20 protein-coding genes are annotated in these 18,963 nt (G+C 47.7%); 4 read left to right on the top strand and 16 right to left on the bottom strand.

Features of this window, described 5'->3' with window-relative positions; translation table 11 throughout:
* Window positions 1–71: 71 nt before the first annotated feature.
* The 3 genes from S7335_RS07150 to S7335_RS07140 form a co-directional block, all read right to left on the bottom strand.
* Complete coding sequence (locus S7335_RS07150; protein ID WP_006457420.1) at window positions 72–617, bottom strand: NYN domain-containing protein; 546 nt, start codon at window positions 615–617, stop codon at window positions 72–74.
* Window positions 618–697: 80 nt separating this feature from the next.
* A complete protein-coding gene (locus S7335_RS07145) occupies window positions 698–1,360 on the bottom strand; it encodes an energy-coupling factor ABC transporter ATP-binding protein (RefSeq protein ID WP_006454659.1) in 663 nt (220 codons plus the stop codon).
* Window positions 1,353–1,625 carry a hypothetical protein gene (locus tag S7335_RS07140; protein ID WP_006455641.1) on the bottom strand — a complete coding sequence of 91 codons (273 nt, stop codon included), beginning with the start codon at window positions 1,623–1,625 and terminating at the stop codon, window positions 1,353–1,355. Before S7335_RS07140 ends, S7335_RS07145 begins: the two co-directional genes overlap by 8 nt.
* A 263-nt stretch (window positions 1,626–1,888) precedes the next feature.
* On the opposite strand from S7335_RS07140, the gene psbD reads away from it, so the two are divergent.
* Window positions 1,889–2,947, top strand: coding sequence for a photosystem II D2 protein (photosystem q(a) protein) (gene psbD / locus S7335_RS07135; RefSeq protein WP_006453491.1), 1,059 nt, complete (start codon window positions 1,889–1,891; stop codon window positions 2,945–2,947).
* A 212-nt stretch (window positions 2,948–3,159) separates the two neighbouring features.
* On the opposite strand, the gene S7335_RS07130 is transcribed toward psbD, so the two are convergent.
* The 3 genes from S7335_RS07130 to S7335_RS07120 all read right to left on the bottom strand — a co-directional run bounded on the left by S7335_RS07130 (window position 3,160) and on the right by S7335_RS07120 (window position 4,848).
* Window positions 3,160–3,657, bottom strand: coding sequence for an SRPBCC domain-containing protein (locus tag S7335_RS07130; RefSeq protein ID WP_006457285.1), 498 nt, complete (start codon window positions 3,655–3,657; stop codon window positions 3,160–3,162).
* A 71-nt stretch (window positions 3,658–3,728) separates the two neighbouring features.
* Window positions 3,729–4,490, bottom strand: a complete 762-nt coding sequence (locus tag S7335_RS25810) for an ADYC domain-containing protein (RefSeq protein ID WP_157620116.1) — start codon at window positions 4,488–4,490, stop codon at window positions 3,729–3,731.
* Window positions 4,491–4,515: 25 nt separating this feature from the next.
* Entirely contained in the window at window positions 4,516–4,848 is a 333-nt protein-coding gene (locus tag S7335_RS07120; protein WP_006454280.1) for a hypothetical protein, read from the bottom strand.
* Window positions 4,849–5,118: 270 nt separating this feature from the next.
* Between S7335_RS07120 and S7335_RS07115 the strand changes: the two genes are divergently transcribed.
* Window positions 5,119–6,018 (top strand): Na+/H+ antiporter NhaC family protein, encoded by a 900-nt coding sequence (locus S7335_RS07115; RefSeq protein ID WP_050765801.1) that lies wholly within the window; start codon window positions 5,119–5,121, stop codon window positions 6,016–6,018.
* On the opposite strand, the gene S7335_RS07110 is transcribed toward S7335_RS07115, so the two are convergent.
* From S7335_RS07110 to S7335_RS07090, 4 genes are all read right to left on the bottom strand, one after another.
* On the bottom strand, window positions 5,951–7,708 hold the full coding sequence (locus S7335_RS07110; RefSeq protein WP_006455866.1) for a mechanosensitive ion channel family protein: 1,758 nt from the start codon (window positions 7,706–7,708) through the stop codon (window positions 5,951–5,953). The genes S7335_RS07115 and S7335_RS07110 overlap by 68 nt on opposite strands.
* Before the next feature lie 152 nt (window positions 7,709–7,860).
* Window positions 7,861–8,091, bottom strand: coding sequence for a hypothetical protein (locus S7335_RS07105; RefSeq protein ID WP_006456476.1), 231 nt, complete (start codon window positions 8,089–8,091; stop codon window positions 7,861–7,863).
* Between the two features lie 18 nt (window positions 8,092–8,109).
* The gene (locus S7335_RS25805; protein ID WP_006456186.1) at window positions 8,110–8,739 is read right to left on the bottom strand and encodes a hypothetical protein; all 630 of its coding nucleotides are present in this window, start codon (window positions 8,737–8,739) and stop codon (window positions 8,110–8,112) included.
* Between the two features lie 86 nt (window positions 8,740–8,825).
* Window positions 8,826–9,473, bottom strand: a complete 648-nt coding sequence (locus S7335_RS07090; protein WP_006456791.1) for an SH3 domain-containing protein — start codon at window positions 9,471–9,473, stop codon at window positions 8,826–8,828.
* A 308-nt stretch (window positions 9,474–9,781) separates the two neighbouring features.
* Here S7335_RS07090 and S7335_RS25800 point away from each other — a divergent pair, with 308 nt between their 5' ends.
* Window positions 9,782–10,333, top strand: a complete 552-nt coding sequence (locus S7335_RS25800; protein WP_006455080.1) for a hypothetical protein — start codon at window positions 9,782–9,784, stop codon at window positions 10,331–10,333.
* Window positions 10,334–10,628: 295 nt separating this feature from the next.
* Here the strand turns inward: S7335_RS25800 and S7335_RS07075 are convergent, their stop codons facing one another.
* From S7335_RS07075 to gyrB, 4 genes are all read right to left on the bottom strand, one after another.
* On the bottom strand, window positions 10,629–11,165 hold the full coding sequence (locus S7335_RS07075) for an NADPH-dependent FMN reductase (RefSeq protein WP_255346455.1): 537 nt from the start codon (window positions 11,163–11,165) through the stop codon (window positions 10,629–10,631).
* Window positions 11,166–11,242: 77 nt separating this feature from the next.
* Window positions 11,243–12,484: an MFS transporter gene (locus tag S7335_RS07070; RefSeq protein ID WP_050765797.1), complete on the bottom strand. Its 1,242-nt coding sequence runs from the start codon at window positions 12,482–12,484 to the stop codon at window positions 11,243–11,245.
* Between the two features lie 235 nt (window positions 12,485–12,719).
* A complete protein-coding gene (locus tag S7335_RS07065; RefSeq protein ID WP_006454203.1) occupies window positions 12,720–13,436 on the bottom strand; it encodes a heme oxygenase (biliverdin-producing) in 717 nt (238 codons plus the stop codon).
* Window positions 13,437–13,813: 377 nt separating this feature from the next.
* Window positions 13,814–15,751 carry a DNA topoisomerase (ATP-hydrolyzing) subunit B gene (gyrB, locus tag S7335_RS07055; RefSeq protein WP_006456327.1) on the bottom strand — a complete coding sequence of 646 codons (1,938 nt, stop codon included), beginning with the start codon at window positions 15,749–15,751 and terminating at the stop codon, window positions 13,814–13,816.
* 519 nt (window positions 15,752–16,270) lie between these two features.
* Here gyrB and miaA point away from each other — a divergent pair.
* The gene (gene miaA, locus S7335_RS07050) at window positions 16,271–17,206 is read left to right on the top strand and encodes a tRNA (adenosine(37)-N6)-dimethylallyltransferase MiaA (protein ID WP_038015837.1); all 936 of its coding nucleotides are present in this window, start codon (window positions 16,271–16,273) and stop codon (window positions 17,204–17,206) included.
* A gap of 69 nt (window positions 17,207–17,275) precedes the next feature.
* On the opposite strand, the gene S7335_RS07045 is transcribed toward miaA, so the two are convergent.
* A complete protein-coding gene (locus tag S7335_RS07045) occupies window positions 17,276–18,091 on the bottom strand; it encodes a carbon dioxide-concentrating mechanism protein CcmK (protein ID WP_006457256.1) in 816 nt (271 codons plus the stop codon).
* Window positions 18,092–18,197: 106 nt separating this feature from the next.
* Window positions 18,198–18,953, bottom strand: a complete 756-nt coding sequence (locus S7335_RS07040) for a hypothetical protein (RefSeq protein ID WP_006454531.1) — start codon at window positions 18,951–18,953, stop codon at window positions 18,198–18,200.
* Window positions 18,954–18,963: the final 10 nt, after the last annotated feature.

The raw sequence follows: 18,963 nt of genomic DNA, 5'->3' as shown, positions 1-18,963 counted from the left end.
ATGCGAACTCCATAGTACATAAGCTGGTGTCGCTTTGGCAAGCAGCACTTTTGACATCAGTAGCCAGCTATTTAGCCATCGCCTCTACTTAGTTTTCTCAAGCGACTCAGGGTATCTGGATCAAGGCTGGCCATAAATCGACCTGAGCGCTTCTTTTTTGGCTTTTGGCGATGCTGGACCCGCTGATTAACACGAGTCACCTCGTTTTGTAGCTGGAGTGCAGAGATGCCTTCTGCGCCATAGCCAACCACAGTTTGTCTATGAACGTTATCAGAAGTAGCGACAATCAATCGCTTTGTAAACTTGCGAGCATCGTTGCGAAACTTAGCGCAAGCTCTTTCTATGTAGCTGTCGGCGGTTTGGCCGAAGTCAGTATAGTGAACAGATAGATGTTTGGTAACGACGTTTTGGGAGGAGGGTGCCTGCTGTTCGTAGGCATCGAAGACGGCCCAAGTTTCATAGTCTTGGTAGGCGCTGTAGTTGGCCAAAGACGCAATTAGCCTTTCTCTAGCCGCGTCTAATCCCTGAGAATTTTTGAGCTGAATGAGATCCATCCACGACCCAATGATGTTGTAGCCATCAACTAATAAGATTGCCTGAGAAGAGCTGTCAGCCATAGCAAGGACTAACGATAGGAACGTGAGGTATCTATACTTTTCATATTAGGCGATAGAACTCTGTAAGTGTGTCTGCATTGCTACGGCTGTTGAAGTTTGTGTTTGAGCCTTTGAGGGTCACCGCTATCGCTGAGCGTTCCCTTTTCTAATAGAAAGGCGCGATCGCAATAGTCTAATTCCGCTAATCGATGGGTCACCCATAGGGCGGTGAGTCCTCTACTTTTGACCAGCGACTGTACCTGCCTAACCAAGTCAAGCTGACTATCTGGATCGAGCAGAGCAGTGGGTTCATCTAGCAATAGAATTTCGCAGTGCTGGGCAATGGCCCCGGCAATCGCAACCCGCTGTTTTTGACCGCCGCTAAGTGCGTAGATCGGCCGCCGCTGAAACCGTAATAAGTTCACTGCCGAGAGTGCTTCTTCTACCCGCCGTCGCACTTGCTTGACAGTTAGCTTCTCTTTGACTAGGCCAAAAGCAACGTCTGCGCCTACAGTAGGCATCACCAGCTGATGGTCTGGGTTTTGAAACACAAAGCCAACTGGACCAGAGGTTTTGATGCTACCGGTTTGTCTTGGTAGCAGCCCGGCTAGCAGCCTGAGTAAAGTGGATTTGCCACTGCCATTGTTACCCAACAGCATACAAAATTCTCCAGGTGCGACGCTCAAAGAACAATCGCTCAGTACGGTCGCACCCGAAGGCCAGTTGAAGCTGACATGCTCAATCGCGATCGCCAGATTACTCACCTGCTAAGGCAAAAAAGCCAGGTGCTCGGCCCGAAGCGCCAGAACTCCCTGACTTTTCATAGATTTGCACAGCGGCTAGCTCGCTGACGGCGATCGCGACCTTTTTATCTGTTACCTTGTCGCAGGTCAGCTCTAATGTCACTGGATTACCAGACGAGAGCGCAGAGAGCACTTCTTTATAGGCTGCTTCAGCCCCTTCCTTATCTTGCTTTTGCACAGTTAAGGGAAGGGCGGTGTGCTTTAGCGCTAGTTCAACGATGTACATACAGTTTTACTTACAAATTTAAGGTCTGTTGAGTCCGCCCTCTAGTATAGCTATCGTGCGTATAAGCCTCCTCTTTCCCAGAGCTTTATGTCTTATTTAGAAGATTTTTAGGGAAAGTGATCCTATAATAATGAGAACAAGGGTAAAGATTAGTAAACGACCTTTATATTTTTGGTGACTCAATGGTATTTATTGCGTTCATCAGTCTTAGGCCGTGTCTTTACCCTGTCCTATATAAATGATCCAATTAGGAGATCCTTTTTATGACCATAGCAATGGGCCAAGCGCCCGCCGCGCGAGGACGGTTCGACGTTCTCGACGACTGGCTAAAGCGCGACCGATTCGTTTTTGTAGGCTGGTCCGGTTTGCTTCTATTCCCCTGCGCCTTTTTGGCTATCGGTGGATGGATGACCGGCACTACCTTCGTCACGTCGTGGTACACCCACGGCTTGGCTAGTTCATACCTAGAAGGCTGCAACTTCCTAACGGTTGCAGTCTCTACCCCTGCTGATAGTATGGGCCATTCGCTCTTGCTACTGTGGGGCCCCGAAGCCCAAGGAGACTTCGTTCGCTGGTGCCAGATTGGTGGCCTATGGGCGTTCGTTGCCCTACACGGTGCCTTCGGTTTGATTGGCTTCATGCTGCGCCAGTTCGAGATTTCTCGTCTAGTCGGCATTCGGCCATACAACGCGATTGCCTTTAGTGGACCGATTGCGGTGTTCGTCTCTGTGTTCTTGATGTACCCGTTGGGACAGTCATCGTGGTTCTTTGCGCCGAGCTTCGGGGTAGCGGCCATCTTCCGCTTCCTATTGTTCTTGCAGGGCTTCCACAACTGGACGCTGAACCCGTTCCATATGATGGGCGTAGCCGGCATCCTAGGTGGTGCGCTACTGTGTGCAATCCACGGAGCGACCGTAGAGAACACGTTGTTCCAAGACGATGAGAACGCGAACACGTTCAGAGCGTTTGAGCCGACTCAGTCAGAAGAGACCTATTCGATGGTAACTGCGAACCGGTTTTGGTCGCAGATCTTCGGGATTGCGTTTAGCAACAAGCGCTGGTTGCACTTCTTCATGTTGTTTGTTCCGGTAACGGGGCTATGGATGAGTTCGATTGGTATTGTAGGATTAGCTTTGAACTTGCGAGCGTATGACTTCGTATCGCAGGAGATTCGGGCAGCCGAAGACCCTGAGTTTGAAACGTTCTATACGAAGAACATTCTGTTGAATGAAGGTATTCGTGCGTGGTTGAGTCCGCAGGACCAGCCGCATGAGAAATTTGTATTCCCTGAGGAAGTTCTTCCTCGTGGTAATGCACTGTAAGCCTTAGTCTTTGATTGACTAGTTACATAATCCCTTCTAACCTCTTAGCTCTGTATTGGGCTAGGAGGTTTGTCATATTTGGCCTAGCGAATCTGGCCGGGTATAGCAGTGGCCGGATGCATATTCTGCGAGATGGCAAAGCCTACGGTCATTGCTGACCACTTAGCTCTTCATGCATCAAGGGTTTCAGCCCTAGAAAATGTGTAGATAGTTTATGTGCTTTCACATCGTTCTTTGAGCGCTTGGTTAAAGTCAAGATATTTTTGATAGCTCACGCAATAGATGCCTCGCAAAGCTAGATAAGGAATTAGTAGCCCAAAATTCTTGTGGCTTTGACTAAAGTAAGTTTCCTCTTTACTGATAGCTTCGAATGTAAACGTATGACGAACTGAAAAGAGGAAGGATGCTCCGAAATATCCCTTCCAGACAAAAGCGTTATATGGATCTATTGATAGAAAGGTGGCTTCCAACCAGTGCTGTCCGAACTGCTCAAGATCTTCTAGGAACTGGATCTTCTTTCCTACAACGAATTCAGCTTGAGCCTTACGTACAAAAGGATTCCACTCTGAATAGGCTTCAAAGTTGGTTACCTGATCCCAAACCATTTCCCGAGGGGCGTTAATCACAACCTCTGTCTCCCATCCATTCATTAGGGCCATTCGCTGGCGGAAATTAGGGTGTTGTTTAGCAGTTGGTGCTGGTTGCGCCATGGTGTTACCGCCACTTGTTCTTTCTTATTGAATATTGGACTGTTTTTATGTTCGTTCTATCGAAATACTTTCTACTTGACCAATTGAACAAAGGAGTCGTTGAAGATGAGTGGGTCGGACAGTTTCGGCTGAAATTGGCCTTCATAATGACTGTCATACCGAATAGCCTGCTGAGCTGATGCCATCTTCTTAGGACAGTCATGCTTTAACTGTGCGATCGCGCCTTCGAATCGTAAATGGTTTAGCTGAACAACCCCATCAGCTCCCCAGGCCGCTTCAAATGTCATACCGCTTCCTCTGGTTCTTTGCTGCAACCCCAAACGATCATACACATCAATCTCTGTACCTTCCTTGGTGTGACCAACGCCATCACCGCAATAATCAGCACGTACCATGCGGGTGCAGGCTTGGTGATAGTCCCGGAGCGATTCACCATCAATGCGCTTCCAGGGCATATAACCCCAACGAACACATTTAGCTAAGGCTCCGCTAGTGCAAGCAAATGTGATGCTGCTATCGTTGAGATGCGCTCCTGTTCTATCCCATCGTCCAGACAGCGGAATGGCTTTTGCTATGCCTTCACTGTCTGGGAAACACAGGTTTTGCCACTGTCCGTTAGCTTGCTGATACTCAACGGTATAGAGATAGATTTCTTCAGATGGATCTCGACTATCAATCTGAACATCTTTGATGTTGAGAATTTGCGCCTGCCCTTCCTCATTGAAGCTCGCAAGTGTTGCTCCAACTACTTCTTTTCTATATACAAAAGAATCACGGCTCGATCCTACAATAAGCAAGACCAACAGTATGAAAAAGATGCGTTTCGTCTGCATATGAGTATAGCCAAAGCAGCTGGTATTACTGAAAGGAAATTTTACTGCCATCAAGAACAACATTCTCCATCTCTTTGCTGGACATATTGATACTTGTATTGTCTGTATCGATCCAATCAGAAGGTATCTGTTCAACAGGTTGAGTAACGCTATTACGCAAAGAATCTCTATTCATTTCGAGTCCGTTTAGCTGTAGGCCGTTTAGCTGTAGTCCGTTTAGCTGCAGGCCGTTTAGCTGCAACCCTTGATTCACAGACTCTTTCTGATGATAAGTCCCAAGACTTGTTAGTTGAGCTACGGTGAATAAAAGACCTAATCCAATACTGAGATACAGAAACTGTTTTACATGTGCGATCATGATGCTCTCTCCACTTAAGCAGTATTTGCTGACTAACTTTTGTATGTATCTTAAAAGCTACTCTCTTGATGCAAGAAAGTAGAATAAATAGCTAGTGTCCGTTAGCGCAGCTTCTTCTACAAGAAAATGTATTCAACGGCGGCTACAGAAACCACGTGTCCCCATAGCTTTAACTCACGGCTGCATGTAGTCTTATTGCCGTATACAGTCATACATTAAGAGCCAATCGAGAAGAAATAGAGAAGTTGTCGTTTGTTTATCTCCTGCATTGTGAGCTGTATTGTTGCTCTGTGTACGGGCAGCAGCTGGTCTACTAGTGGCACGATTGGCATTGCGCTGATTGCAATTGGCAAAACGTTCAACGTTCCAGTAGGGATGATTGCTGGCGCAGTGATTTCAGGCGGTTACTTTGGCGATAAGATGTCTCCCCTATCGGATACTACTAATCTGGCACCGGCAATGGCGGGGACTGATTTGTTCACCCACATTCGTCATATGGTTTACTCATCAGGGCCAGCCATTGGACTATCTCTGATCGGGTTTCTGGTGCTCGGATTTTTCTATCAGGGTGATAGCTTGAGCGGGAACGCCATTGCTGATGTACAGACGGTCATTCAAAGCAACTTCAATCTGAATCTATTGCTGCTAGCGGTACCGCTGTTGGTCGTAACGATGGTGGCGCTACGGGTACCTGCTCTACCTGCTCTAATTTTTGGAGTGCTTTTAGGATGTTTGGCAGCGCTGCTTTTTCAGCGAGGCCTGCTAACTACGATGCTCGATGGAAACTTTACTTTGGGTGGAGCCTACAGGCTATTGCTAGAGATAGCTGCTGACGGCTTTAGCATCGAGACCGGCAATGCGGTGATTGACGATCTGTTTTCTAGAGGGGGCATGAGCAGTATGCTCAACACGATCTGGCTAATTATCACCGCGATGTTGTTCGGCGGCATGTTAGAAGCGTGTGGCATGCTACAGAAGCTGGCTAGCACTATCCTTGCAGGTGCAAATAGCGCGGGTACCTTGGTCGGATCAACCGTAGTCACCTGCCTGTTCATGAATGCCACTGCGTCGGATCAGTACATCGCGACACAACAACAGTGCCTTACTTGTCTTTTATCGCTGCTAGAAGATTGTAAGTCGGCATGCCAATCTCGATGCCCTTTTCGGTGAAGGCTCGCCGTACACGCAAGCGCAACTCTCGTCCGACCGCCCATTGCTGTAACGGTTCTGTTTGTATCCAGATGGTGATTGTTATACCGCTGTGTGATATCCCATCGATTCCTAGAACAGTTGGCTCAGCCAATATCTTGTCATGCCAGTCGGGATCGTCGTATAGCTTTTGAGCAACCTCTTTAAGTGTGCTCAAGGCTTCGTCGGGGTTTGTCTGATAGGCTACATCAACACTGAAATTAACTCGCGACCAGCTTCGGGTTAGATTCTTGACCTGAGCAATGCCGCTGTTAGGAATGGTCACTAGCTCACCGTCGCCGCCTCGAAGTTGCGTTACCCGCAAGTTCAGAGCTTCGACCAGCCCAGCGGCTGTACCGATATCAATTACATCACCGATGGCATACTGATCTTCCGCCAAGATAAAAAAGCCGTTCACCAAGTCTTTAACTAGGTTTTGGGAGCCAAAGGTAATAGCTAGGCCTGCCACACTACCAATGGCTACGACCGATCCTGTTGGCAGCCCCACTGCTGAAAGAGCTGATAATAACCCCGCTAAGATAATGATAACAGTGACTAATCCTTTAAGCGCTCCAGCAATGGTGGAAGCTCGCAGGTGACGTCGTTGAGCATCTCCGTAGGTCAGAAGGTCGCTTAGGTCAATTCCCTTTCTCTCAGTTGTGAAGTAGTCTATTAGAAAGCGGCAAAGGCGAATAGCCAACCCTGTGATAAACCAGATGGTTAACACCTGAATCAGTGACTCTAAGAACCCAAGGTAATTCTCCAGTAAGTAAGGTGAAACAATCGCAACTGTAGTAACCCCGCCATACCAAGCTAGAATAATCAACCAAAGCAGCAGCCATTGCACAAAGTCTAGTACAGAAAGCTGACGGTCTAGGTTAAACACTCGCTGCATTCCTTGCACGAAACTGGCTCGCTTCTGTTCTATCTGCTCTGGTAAGAGGCTGGGTTTAGTTTCCGCAATCTCGTTCCATTCAGCTTGCTGCGAGGCGGCTTGAACTACTTTTTTTCTCTGTCTAAGTACGCCCTGGCGCCTAGATAAGCTGTACTTTATTGCTACTCCAACGAACGTAACGAGGAGCAGACCTAGAACAATTTGAGTGACTTGTCTCTCTGCTGCTGGCAGTTTCATCAGACCGCTGCGGATATCTTCTTCTAAGATGTCGCGCCATTCGTTGGCTAGCTCATCGATGGGCTGACCGTTAAAATCAGCATCATTAGCAGTTACCGAAACTAAAACCAAAGGCCGAGGGTATTGCTCATTCTTAACATCGATAATGGCGATGTTATTCAGTTTTGATACCTCGAATACAAGCGTATCCGGGTTCATTTCCCGCCTTAGCAAAAGTAGGAGCTTGGCCTTAATTTCTTCAGCACGTTGCTCTACAGGTCGTTGTTCTAACGATGCATCGCTCTGTCGGTTATAAACTGTTGGCGAAGCGATCGTGAACAGCGGGTCAGGATTGAGCGGAGACCTTACGAGGATAGTTTCAATATGGCCATAACGGGTAACCTCTGACGGTGGACCTACGACGTCGCCTTGTCCAAACCCGTCGGGTAAAGAGAATTGGGCAAAGCCAGGTTGCCCAGTGAATCCAGCGACGACTAAGGCTAGCACAAACGCCAATCCTAGCTTGAGCCAGTGTCTAGACGGTAAACGCATTAATAGCATTAGAGTTATTTCTTAGGGCTCGAGTTTCTTTGAGTTCGGGTGTGATTTTACACTAGAGTGTGAACGACTAAAGTGTGATAGATGCGTCGAAGTAGGTAATAGGTAGACTATCGGTGAGCCCATTAGTCGCTCACAAGATGCATAACTCAATATCAAGGTGCGATCGCCCAAATTCTCTCGTTTTCGAAAACCGCTAGCTGCCCGCATAAAATAGTTTTAGCGTTCCCTTCTACGTCTAGAGATTGAATCAGCGCAAACAACAGCAGAGATTGCTTGAGTACTTTTTCCCAAGAACCCGCTGAGAAGGTCGTAATAAACCCTATTGGTGCGGTGGTTGGTACGGTGTAATTAGAGGCTTCAAAAGATAGACGACAGACGATCAAAAAAGTAGCTTCAGATGCTTACAGAGTACCTTCATCAACATCGCTGTATTGATAGTTGTAAAGCTCATCACCACTAACAACATTGATAATGGCAATGCGGCTCTGATCGCGATAATAAACTACCCTAACTTGTCCTTGCTGAGCGATGAAGGTGTCGGGCGCTGTCTGCTCTAGCGTATCGCTAAAGGCAAAGCCTCCATCTGTCACCTGAATATCGATCTCATCAGCATTTCGAACAGTAGTATAGGTTGTTGGAGAGGATGTACTACTGCTTGAACCACTCGAACTTTCTGAGAAAGTGTAGTTGTAGAACTCTTCTCCGGTCTCGTCACTGATGACCGTAACCCGTCCGGTATCGCGGTCATACATCACCCTTAGGCTGCTACTCGTTGCCTGAAACAGGTTGCCATATGAGCGTTGCAATATATCGTAGAAATAGAAATTACCGTCGGTAATCTGTACCGCAATTTCATCTGCGTTCTGTGGCGTCATGTACGTAACGGGCGTACGCTGCTCAATCATTTGCGCGATCGCAGTCTCTACTACCTGATCTGGCAGGTTTACTGCTGTTAGTCCACCTATTAAGGCACTAACTGAGAGCAGAGCAGCTCTAGAGAGATTTGTGTCAAGAGTTTCGTTGTATCTCATGTGTGGATTCGCCAAGCGATATAAAAATGCACAATAAGGAAGGGATTAAGCAGTTAGACCTTTTAGTTCTTGGAATCTTTGAAGTCCTACAATCTGCCATCGCTCGGAAAGATGATGAAATCACTGCGAATCCAGCCAATCGCGCCTGATTCTAGAAACTGCACACGACACCAGTTGAGATCGCTCGTAGCTGTATCAGTATCCTGTTCACAATTGAGAATATCGATCTGATCTCCAGCCAAACCGTAACCCAGCGCCCTTGAATAAATAGTGGGTTCACTCCGCAAGTTGATCTGAGATCCGCGCTCATGGGCAACTAACGTACCAACGCGATCGCCTGAAGCCGAAGACGTGCTTCCATAAGAACTGCTACTATCCCAATACAAATAAAGATGCGAGCCATCAACAAACTCAAAAATATTGCCAGCATCGCCTAGTCCGGCCTGTCGATAAACTGGGTTCCCATGCTGATCAATGTAGTTCCCTGGCTGGTCACCTATCGGATCGAATTCGTAGCGTACGCCATTTGCCTGTAGCTGAATGCCAATATAGCCCTGCCTTTGCGAGAACGTACAGTTACTAGAAAGGTAGGCATAGTCCTCTCCAGGTGCATATAGATCGCAGTGAGCAGCGGCGGTGTCAGCTTTTGCCATCAGCCCGAAACCAGCTACTAGCCCGGTGGCTATAGCAGACAGTAAGCCAGTCTGAAATGTCTTCTTCGTGTGTAGAGCCATAGCAGGGGGAGATTAGAACGAAAAGAAATAGGAGAAAGAGGTTACGGAATCAGGCACTAAAAGGAGTTCAAGTGCGAGCTTACGATGTGTAAAAACAGACTTGCACTACTTAGTAACAACCTTGAAAATTTTGTTCCAAGTATGACTATCACTAGCGACATCAATCATACTTGCACAATTTTTCCTGGTAAGAAGGGTAACTGTATTGGAGACACCTGCCTAGATAGAAGCATCTGTTTGAAGTGGTTAAGGGTTTATGTGATAATGCCGACCGGTACTTAGGGCTGTGATTTGTGGGGAAGATTATCGTGAAGATCGTATCATCATTAGTAGCGGCGATCGCAGGCAGTTGTCTGATTGGCTTAGGAGCGAGTGTATATGCTCAAGACCCGGCCCCCGGTTTACAGAATCTTGTGGGTGCGCGGGGCCGCGATGGTGAAATGTCTCTGCAAAACCAGGGCTATGAATTTCGTTGGGCCGATAACTCCAGCGGAGAAGCCGTCTATAGCTACTGGACCAACTATCAAACTGGACAATGCATTTCAGTACGAACAGAGGAAGGTCGTTACGCGAGCATTGTGACCTCCCCCGCCTTTGACTGTGACCAGGGGGACCCTGCCCATGTGGAAGATACTGGAAATACGGTAGATCGTCGGCTCGCTGACTTAATTGGCGTACGGGCTTCCTCTGGTGAAGCTGCTCTACAGGAGCGTGGATACAGTTACGTCAGCGGAGAAGAGTTTGATAGTTCTGTTGCAACTTATTGGATTGAGGGCAGTACCGGAGATTGCGTCGAAGTGATTACTTCTGATGGAGTTTATCAAGAAATTTTCGAAGCAGAGTGGTACTACTGTCAATAGCCTCGCTCTCTAGCTGACACTCTGATCTAAGCTATGCTGATACGGTTGCGCTCTCTATATCTTTCTAATTTCTATATCTTTCTAATTTGCTAGAGAGAAACAATCTACAAGAGTTCTTTCAATCTTGTTGTAAGTTTGTTTCTCTCTAAGGTAGAAGAGCTTAGAAAGCAGGACTTCAAGCACAGTAGTTCTTCAAGATCGGTTTCTTGTACTAGCTACCATCGAATATATAGTTAGAGAGATAGGCATAGGCCTAGTATGGTGCCCTAGCTTCAGCAAAATTCTACCTGCTATATTAGCCTCTTAGTCTTTCTGTATTCTGAAAAAGACTTTTGACAAAAGCGTCAAGTCGTTGCGATAGTTTCTCATCTTTGAAATTGCCCTCCGAATCGAAGGCATTCCACGCCTGACCGATGGCAACTTGCTCAGGAATCACCCAGGCATGAACCCATCTCATGATCACCCGCAGGTCATTGAGCGCATTGCTGTTTGACTGTCCGCCAAGCACGCTAATCATACCGGTGACTTTGCCATCTAAATGATCGAAGCTCATTAAATCTAGGGCGTTCTTGATAACGCCGCTAACGCTGCCATGATACTCAGGCGTGGCAATCACAAGTGCGTCTGATTCAGTTACGTGCGATCGCATCACTTCAACATCTGGATACTCAGGATAGTCGCTGCCGCCATCGCAAAAGGGCAAGGTCATTTCTTTAAGATCCAAAACGGTTACTTCAGCACCTAACAAACGCAGCCGCTCGGCGGCTAGCTCAAGCGCCTGCATGCTATAAGAATCTTCTCTCAGGCTACCGCCTATACAAACTACTTTCACGATTCAATCAGTCCTTTATCTTGATATGTCTGATAGCAGGTCGTTTCTAACAGGTGTGTCAACGTTTTTGCGATGCTTCAAGTTTGACCCACCTGACTACGAATCAACCGACAGACTTGCCTTTTGGAGGTCCATAAAATAGCACCGATCACTGCTAGGAGCACGCCTGTTAGACCATAGGTTGCGGTTAGGCCAAGGGCGTTGCTCACGGGGGCGGAGACAATCGGCGATAGAAATTGGCCTAGAAACATAAAGGTTGTTAGTCCGCCTAAGGCTCTTCCTCTCAGTGCATTGGGCACTTCGTTAGACGCCCAGACGTTGAGGTTTGGCATCACTAACCCCAGACCAATTCCAATAGGGACCAACACCAACAGCATTAGCTGATAGCTGCTGACTAGCCCAATCCCAATATAGCCTATCCCCATTAGTCCAAAGGCGATCGCCAAAATGCTAATAAAGCTGAAGCGCTGTTTGAACTTGCCATAGTTCATTGAGGCAAAGGCGCTGAAAAGTGTCGAAAGTGCGATCGCTAATCCGGTTTGAGTAGCCCCTGCACCTGTCAACTGCTCCAGATAAAACGGCATCTGCACCGGAATTAGGTAGAAAGCCAGCATTTGTAGAAAGGTTGCACCATAGATCAAGATCAACAACTTTACCGGAAACGCTACTTTGGCAGCTGGTTCTAGAGTATCTACTGGCTTCTTTGGGGTTCGATCTGGCTCGTACAGCGCAGAGAGTATAGTCGGCACTATCAGCCAAGAGAGTAGATAGATTAGGAACGGGAAGCGCCAGCTAAGATCGGCGATAAACCCACCGACCGAAAGAAATAGAACACCTCCAAATCCCATGAAAGCAGCTTGCAAGCCCATAAAGTTGGCTCTATCATCGCCTTGATAATAATCAGCGATCAGCGTTGTCGCACTGACCATAACTCCAGCCACCGCAATCCCTAGAAACGCTCTACCAACCAAAATCGCGAACACAGAATCAAGCCAAACGCCAGAGCTACCTGCTAGTCCATACAGAAGCGCTGAGCCGAACAAAAGCGGCTTTCGCCCTACCTTATCTACCATCTGTCCAGCAATCGGCGAACCAACCACAATAAACAGCGCAGGGACTGTCAGCACCAGCTTCACCCAAAAGTCAGCGTCGGTAACATCTGAGAAATGTGTCTGCATCGCCGGTAATGAAGGGGCAATAGTTGCACCTGACATTACCGTCAGCGTACTTGCTAGTAACAGAGTCGCTTTTATTAACCACGAATTTGATCTATTGTCTTTGGATCCGTCTATAGATCCACTGGAGGCGGATTCTGTCATAAGCGATGAATTGAAAGCTGATAGATGTGTTGTCACCACCTCTGATTAGTTATATCGATAGTCGCAGATTCTCTACTCTCTCCAATGGCATATGCATCAAGTGAATAGAAGCGTTTTTAAAGATAGAAATTTGTATGAATATAGAAAAGCGAGCGGCCACCCATGATTAGTAACCGCTCTATTCACGTATTCAGCTCGCCTATCTCGAAGACAGAGATAAAGGTTAGCCTTTGGTCTAACTTTCAGTAGCTAGTTCAGTACTGCCGCGACGCTGACCGCCTGTCAAGCTATTGAACAACATTACACCAACTGCCTTGATCAAGTTCCCTTCTAACTCTTTGAACAAAGCCATATTGATACCAAATGCATCATTTGCCTCTTCTACAATCGCATCGGCCATAGCATCGTCTACGGGCGCTTCACTCAATGAGGCTCGGTAGTTGTTCTTAAAAGCCTTCTCATCATCGATCGTTGGAAACTCGTAGAAAGCAACCCCGTCGCTACCTGATAGGTTCATTGCTCGCTGAGAGATAGTCTTTAGAATCTGTCCACCTGATAAGTCGCCCAGATAGCGAGTATAGGAGTGGCCCACTAGCAACTCAGGCTGAGTCGCAGAAATCTCACGAATACGATCGACATAGCGCTTACCAGCTTTGGTTAGCTGAATCTCATCACGCCAGTTAGGGCCGTAGTAAAAAGCGAGATCTTCTTCTAAACTCTTCTTACGGTTAAGTTCTGGAAAGTAAATCTTAGAAACAACAGGATGATCCTTGTGCTTTTCTAGTTCTTCTTCCATCGCGCAATAGATGAAGTAGAAGTTGCCTACTAGCTTGCGGTAAGACTTTTTCTCTACCACACCACGCAAAAAGCATCGAACAAACCCGACGTTCTCGGCCATAGTGTGAGCTTTTTTAGTGCCCTCACGGAGCTGGGTCGCTAAATTGTTGCTCATGTTTTTTAAAATCTCTAACTTAGTTGAAGAACTCAGTGGAGCTATCTACTTTTGGAAGTCGCGCCTATGAGCGTCGCATGCCAAACGACCGATTGAAAAAGCGCGAAGGTAGAAAAGCAGGTCAGCATTTTCGCTTAGGTTTAAAGCTTAGAATGCGCCTTGATCCTGAGAAAGATTTCGCAACATTTTGTCACGTTGAGCAAAACAAATGTTGCTTCGATCACAATGTTGCTTCCGTAGCTTAACGTTGCCTATTGCGAAGCCTCTCTATTCTTGCTAAAGCGCTTCAGTCGAAAGTAGATGAGCTTCGCAATAGATGAGCTTTATCAGTAGTTGAACTTTCCGCAGGCACTTGTCGTAGAAGCGCCTGCTTTCTTCTAAATATCAAGATCGGCCATATTTAATCTAGGACCGTAGGTTTCAATGAAATCGCGACGCGGGGCAACGCGATCGCCCATCAGTACGGTAAAGATTCGATCCGCTTCAGCCGCATCTTCGATCTCTACTCGCTTCAGCGTTCTGGTTTCAGGGTTCATGGTGGTATCCCATAGCTGCTGCGGCATCATCTCACCCAGTCCTTTGAATCGCTGAATGTTGTACTTCGCGTTTGTGGGCATAGCATCGATGCCGTCTTGTAGCTCTTTTTCGCTGTAGCAGTAGGTATGATTTTTGCCTCGCTCTAGCTTGTACAGCGGTGGACAAGCAATGTAGATATAGCCTTGGTCAACCAAATCACGCTGATAGCGATAGAAGAACGTCAGCAGCAAAGTGCGAATATGGGCACCGTCTACATCTGCATCTGTCATCAGACAAATGCGATGATAGCGCAGGGTGTCAGGCGCGAAGTCTTCGCCCTTAATACCGAGTCCTAACGCGGTAATTAGCGACTGGACTTCATTGTTCTTATAGATCTTAGCGTCGTCGGTTTTCTCAATATTGAGAATTTTGCCTCGTAGCGGCAGGATGGCCTGGAATCTGCGATCGCGCCCCTGCTTAGCGCTACCTCCCGCCGAATCCCCTTCGACAATAAAGATCTCCGATTCACCCGGGTCGCGAGAGCTACAGTCAGAAAGCTTACCAGGCAGTGTCGAAGACTCTAGGACTGACTTACGCCGAACAAGATCACGCGCTTTCTTCGCGGCCTCAGCCGCGTTGAATGCCTGAATTGCTTTTTCTAGAATCGCATCTGCCACACTAGGATTAAAATCTAAGTATTCAGTGAGCGCCTCTCCAACCAAAGAGTCAACAATTCCGCGTACTTCAGTATTGCCTAGCTTCGTCTTTGTTTGACCTTCAAATTCTGGGTCAGGCACTTTCACCGATACGACAGCTGTTAGTCCTTCTCGGATATTTTCACCTGCCATGTTCGACTCGGTATCCTTACGCTTTTTACGCTTACGCGCAATGACGTTCATCGTTCGCGTCAAAACAGTTTTCAACCCTTCTAGGTGAGTACCGCCATCGACAGTGCGAATGTTGTTGGCAAACCCCATCAAATTGTCAGAGAAAGCATCGCCGCACCACTGCAACGCGGCTTCTACCTGAACGCCATTCTTATCTGAGTTAACGTAGATAACATCGGGATGGAGCGGCTCTTTTTCATTGTTGATATATTCGACGTACTCTCTGATTCCGCCCTCATAGAAGTAGTGAGAAACTTGGGGCTTGTCAGCTTTAATCAGGTCGAGTCGATAGTCTGTGAAGGTGATATCAACACCTGCGTTTAAGTAGGCTAGCTCTCGCAGGCGTCTAGCAATGGTGTCATAGTCGAATTCGACCGTATGCGTAAAGATCGTTGCATCTGGCTTGAACGTTACCTGCGTGCCTGTCTTGGTGCTACCTTTGGATGTCTTGAGCTTACCGATGGGGTTACCTTGTTCAAATCGCTGCGTGTGAACTTTACCCTCGCGCCAGACCGTAACCTCTACCCATTCAGAAAGAGCGTTGACGACCGAAACCCCAACCCCATGCAAGCCACCTGATACCTTGTAGCCACTATCGCCGCCGAACTTACCGCCAGCGTGAAGGACAGTCAGTACGGTTTCTAGCGCTGATTTACCTGTGGTCGGATGAATGTCTGTAGGGATACCTCGACCATCATCAGTTACGGTGACTGAGCCGTCCGCATTTAGAGCAGCAGTAATATGTGTACAATGACCGGCTAGGGCTTCATCGACTGCATTGTCAACGACCTCATATACCAGGTGGTGCAGGCCACGCGGACCCGTACTACCGATATACATGCCTGGGCGTTTTCTAACAGGTTCAAGTCCTTCTAGTACCTGAATCTGCTGAGCGCCGTAGTTGTTTGCCATACGTGTTCTCCTGAGGTCAGTGGCGACCGGTTTCCTTAGGCTGGGTTTCCTTAGGTTGGTAGGTTCTGTGTTCTTTGCGATCTCTTCTAATAGCAGGCTGTTGACAGCAAGGCTGTTCTCAAGAGCTATCTCAATCTGTCAGCTCTACTAGGCCCTGATTGATCTCATTAAGGAGTCTAATTAAGCCCTTCTTATTTAGAGGTATTGAAGAGATATTTAGAGGTCATTATGAGTTTATAAGGAGTTATAATCGCTAATGCCTCGAGCGTTCTAAAACGGTTTTAACGGCTCATAAGGATAATGTGCCTATGAATTCTAGCACATTGGCGTTAAAAGCGATTTTAGAGCGGTTTTAGCACATTGATTAACAGAGGGATGCAACCCCTCATTTTAGAAGGGCAAAACTGTCCCGTAAATCTGACCTTATATATGGGCTCCAAATGCATGTATCTAATTAACCCCTCGATGCCAGTGCAGTTACCTACAGAATGCTGCTAAAATGCTGCCAATATAGTTCTTTTGTACTATACTAAACCACATCTAATCATTATTGTTGGACCTACGGCTTCCGGGAAATCAGGGCTGTCGATGGCGCTGGCAAGTCAATGGCCAGCAGTGATTTTGAGTGCTGACTCTCGGCAAGTTTATCGAGAGTTCGATATTGGGACTGCGAAGCCTCCGCTGGTAGATAGAAGGCAGGTGAAACACTACTTTGTCGATATCTGCGAGCCGACTGAAACGCTGACGGTAGCAAATTATCAGCAACAGGCGAGGGCGGTCATTGCGTCGATGCATCAGGCACAGAAGAAAATACCTCTACTAGTAGGTGGAACTGGGCTATATGTGAACGCGATCGCCAAAGGCTTAAAAATACCTAGAGTCGCTCCTCACCTAGAATTGCGATCGCAGCTCCAATCGCTCGGACAGCTACATTGCTATCAGCTTTTGCACCAGGTAGATCCTGAAGCAACTAGCCGGATTCATCTCAATGACCAAGTTCGAACATTGCGCGCGCTAGAAGTTTTTTATATCAGCGGTCGGACGATCTCTAGTCAGCAGGGTGAAAATCCACCGGACTATCCGATCTTATATATAGGACTTGCTTGCCAGCCAGAGGCACTGCGATTACGCATAGCCACTCGTACCCATCAGATGATAGAAATGGGCCTGGTTGGCGAAGTCTCTTCGCTAATCGAAAAATATGGCGTTGATCTACCTCTACTAAAAACCCTAGGGTACGCTGAGATAGTGCGCTACCTAGCCAGAGAATGCTCTTTAGACTCAGCTACTGAGGCGATCATTCAACACACTTGTCAGTTTGCCAAGCGTCAGCGCACCTGGTTTCAGAAAGAAAAGCAGATTGAGTGGTTCCCAGCCGAAGATCCAGAGCTGATAGAGAAAGTAAGTAAACGGGTCGAGGAATTCAGGCGAGAGTTATGCGTTGACTCTGCTTGATTTCTGATACAGCCAATATTCTGATACAACCAATGGTGAGCTGCACCCATCATCTGTAGTCATCTAAGGTCACAGTTCCTCAGTTTCTAGCTCAGGGATCACAACTGCCTGCCGCTTCAACGGCTCTAGCTCTTCGTTCTTTGCAGGGACCAATTCCTTTTGACGCTCTTCTAGCTGCTGTTTTTCTTCTAGTTTCAACGGTAGTTTGAGCGGTACTTGAGTCTCTACCTTCTTCGTCTTCGGTAGGCTTCTTTCCAGAGCACTTAGCGGTCTAGGAATAACCATAACGGAGTTCAGCTCACCAATGCGTTCGGCCTCATTCATTCCGGCTTCGACCGCGATCGCAACATTAGAAAGCGAGCCTTGAATAATAATCGTACACAGCCCACCACCAATCGTCTCGTGCGAGATCAGCGTGATCTCCGCCGACTTAGTCATCGCATCAGCCGCCCCAACCATCGCTGGAAAGCCCCTGGTTTCCAGAAGTCCGATGGCTTCACCTCCCATTAGGCTACCTGCCCCTTCCAAATCTTCTATTCGAGGCAGTAGCGGCAGCACCGCTTCAAGATTAGCAGGTGGCCTTGGGATCATAGAAGATGAGACAAACTGACCAAATTCTTTTGCCATCCGTTCACCCGCGTGAACTGCCATTCTGATATCAGCAACGCCTCCTCGAACGATCGCCGTACAGTGTCCTCCACCCGTTTTCTCGTAGCCCACCAAAAACACGTTAGAAGATTTAATCATGGCATCGGCAATGCCAATAATCGCTGGGAAGCTAGTAGTAGACACCATTCCAAGCGCTGTGTCCCGTAATGGATTACGCCGCTTGGCGGTTATTCTAGTGGCCTGATTTTGCGGAGAAGGGGTGGCGTCTGAGCGCATGACGAGCCTCTAAGGTGGCTAGCTGTCGTTGGGATAGTAGCTGTCGCTTTAGCGATCTAGCTTGCGGTTGTTGAGGTGCCCTGTAGATTATGAGCCTTTCAACGGATTATGAGTCCTTCAACGACTGCCGATTAGGAAATAAAGTGGATATAAGCTGACTGACCTGTTTACGGCCATAGATATAGCCATTCGACTGACCATCTGATTGAACAGTGATTGAGGACGAGCCGTTTTGTGACAGTCCGTAACTAGCGGCAGGACTGCTACTAGTCGAGCTGTTCAATTGTACGCCATTCGTCAAGGTACCGTAGCCGTTTTGAGTAGCGATTGACTCTCGGTATCGACCATCCTGATCGCTTAGATCTGGCGTTTCAATTGGCCTAGGTCCAATTGGAGGAGGTTCTACAAAGGTATTGGTAGACTCAGACAGCTCTGCGTATGCTGATCCTCCCCGAACACCTATCGGCTGGTCGAGCGGCTTACCTGAGGGTGGGGCTGCTACCCGGTTGAGCACAGAACAAGGCGGCACAATCGCACTTGGCTCAATTTGTGGATCGATCACAGTGCTGCTAGGGCTTACACAGGCATTCGTTCCCACTACCCCATGTCCAATAATGAGGACATTTGCCCCCAAACTAGCGCCTGCACAAATTGTGAGAATGCCCTGACGAGACTGCAAGCAGACGCCACCTGCTAAACACGCTCCTTTTTCGATAACGATGCGGCTGCCTGAAGATGCCTGCAAGACGACACCGGGTGCGATCGCTGCTGTCGAATCCACAGTCACATCACCCACCACACAGTAGTGAGTATCGCTAAGTGATCGTGGCGGCTGATATAGATGAGGATTCGACGGTTGCATTACGACCACA

Source organism: Synechococcus sp. PCC 7335 (genome assembly GCF_000155595.1).
In the GTDB taxonomy this organism is placed as follows: Bacteria; Cyanobacteriota; Cyanobacteriia; order Phormidesmidales; family Phormidesmidaceae; genus Phormidesmis.
Note: the sequence above shows the minus strand (reverse complement) of the source record. Positions and strands in the feature narration are given on the sequence as shown.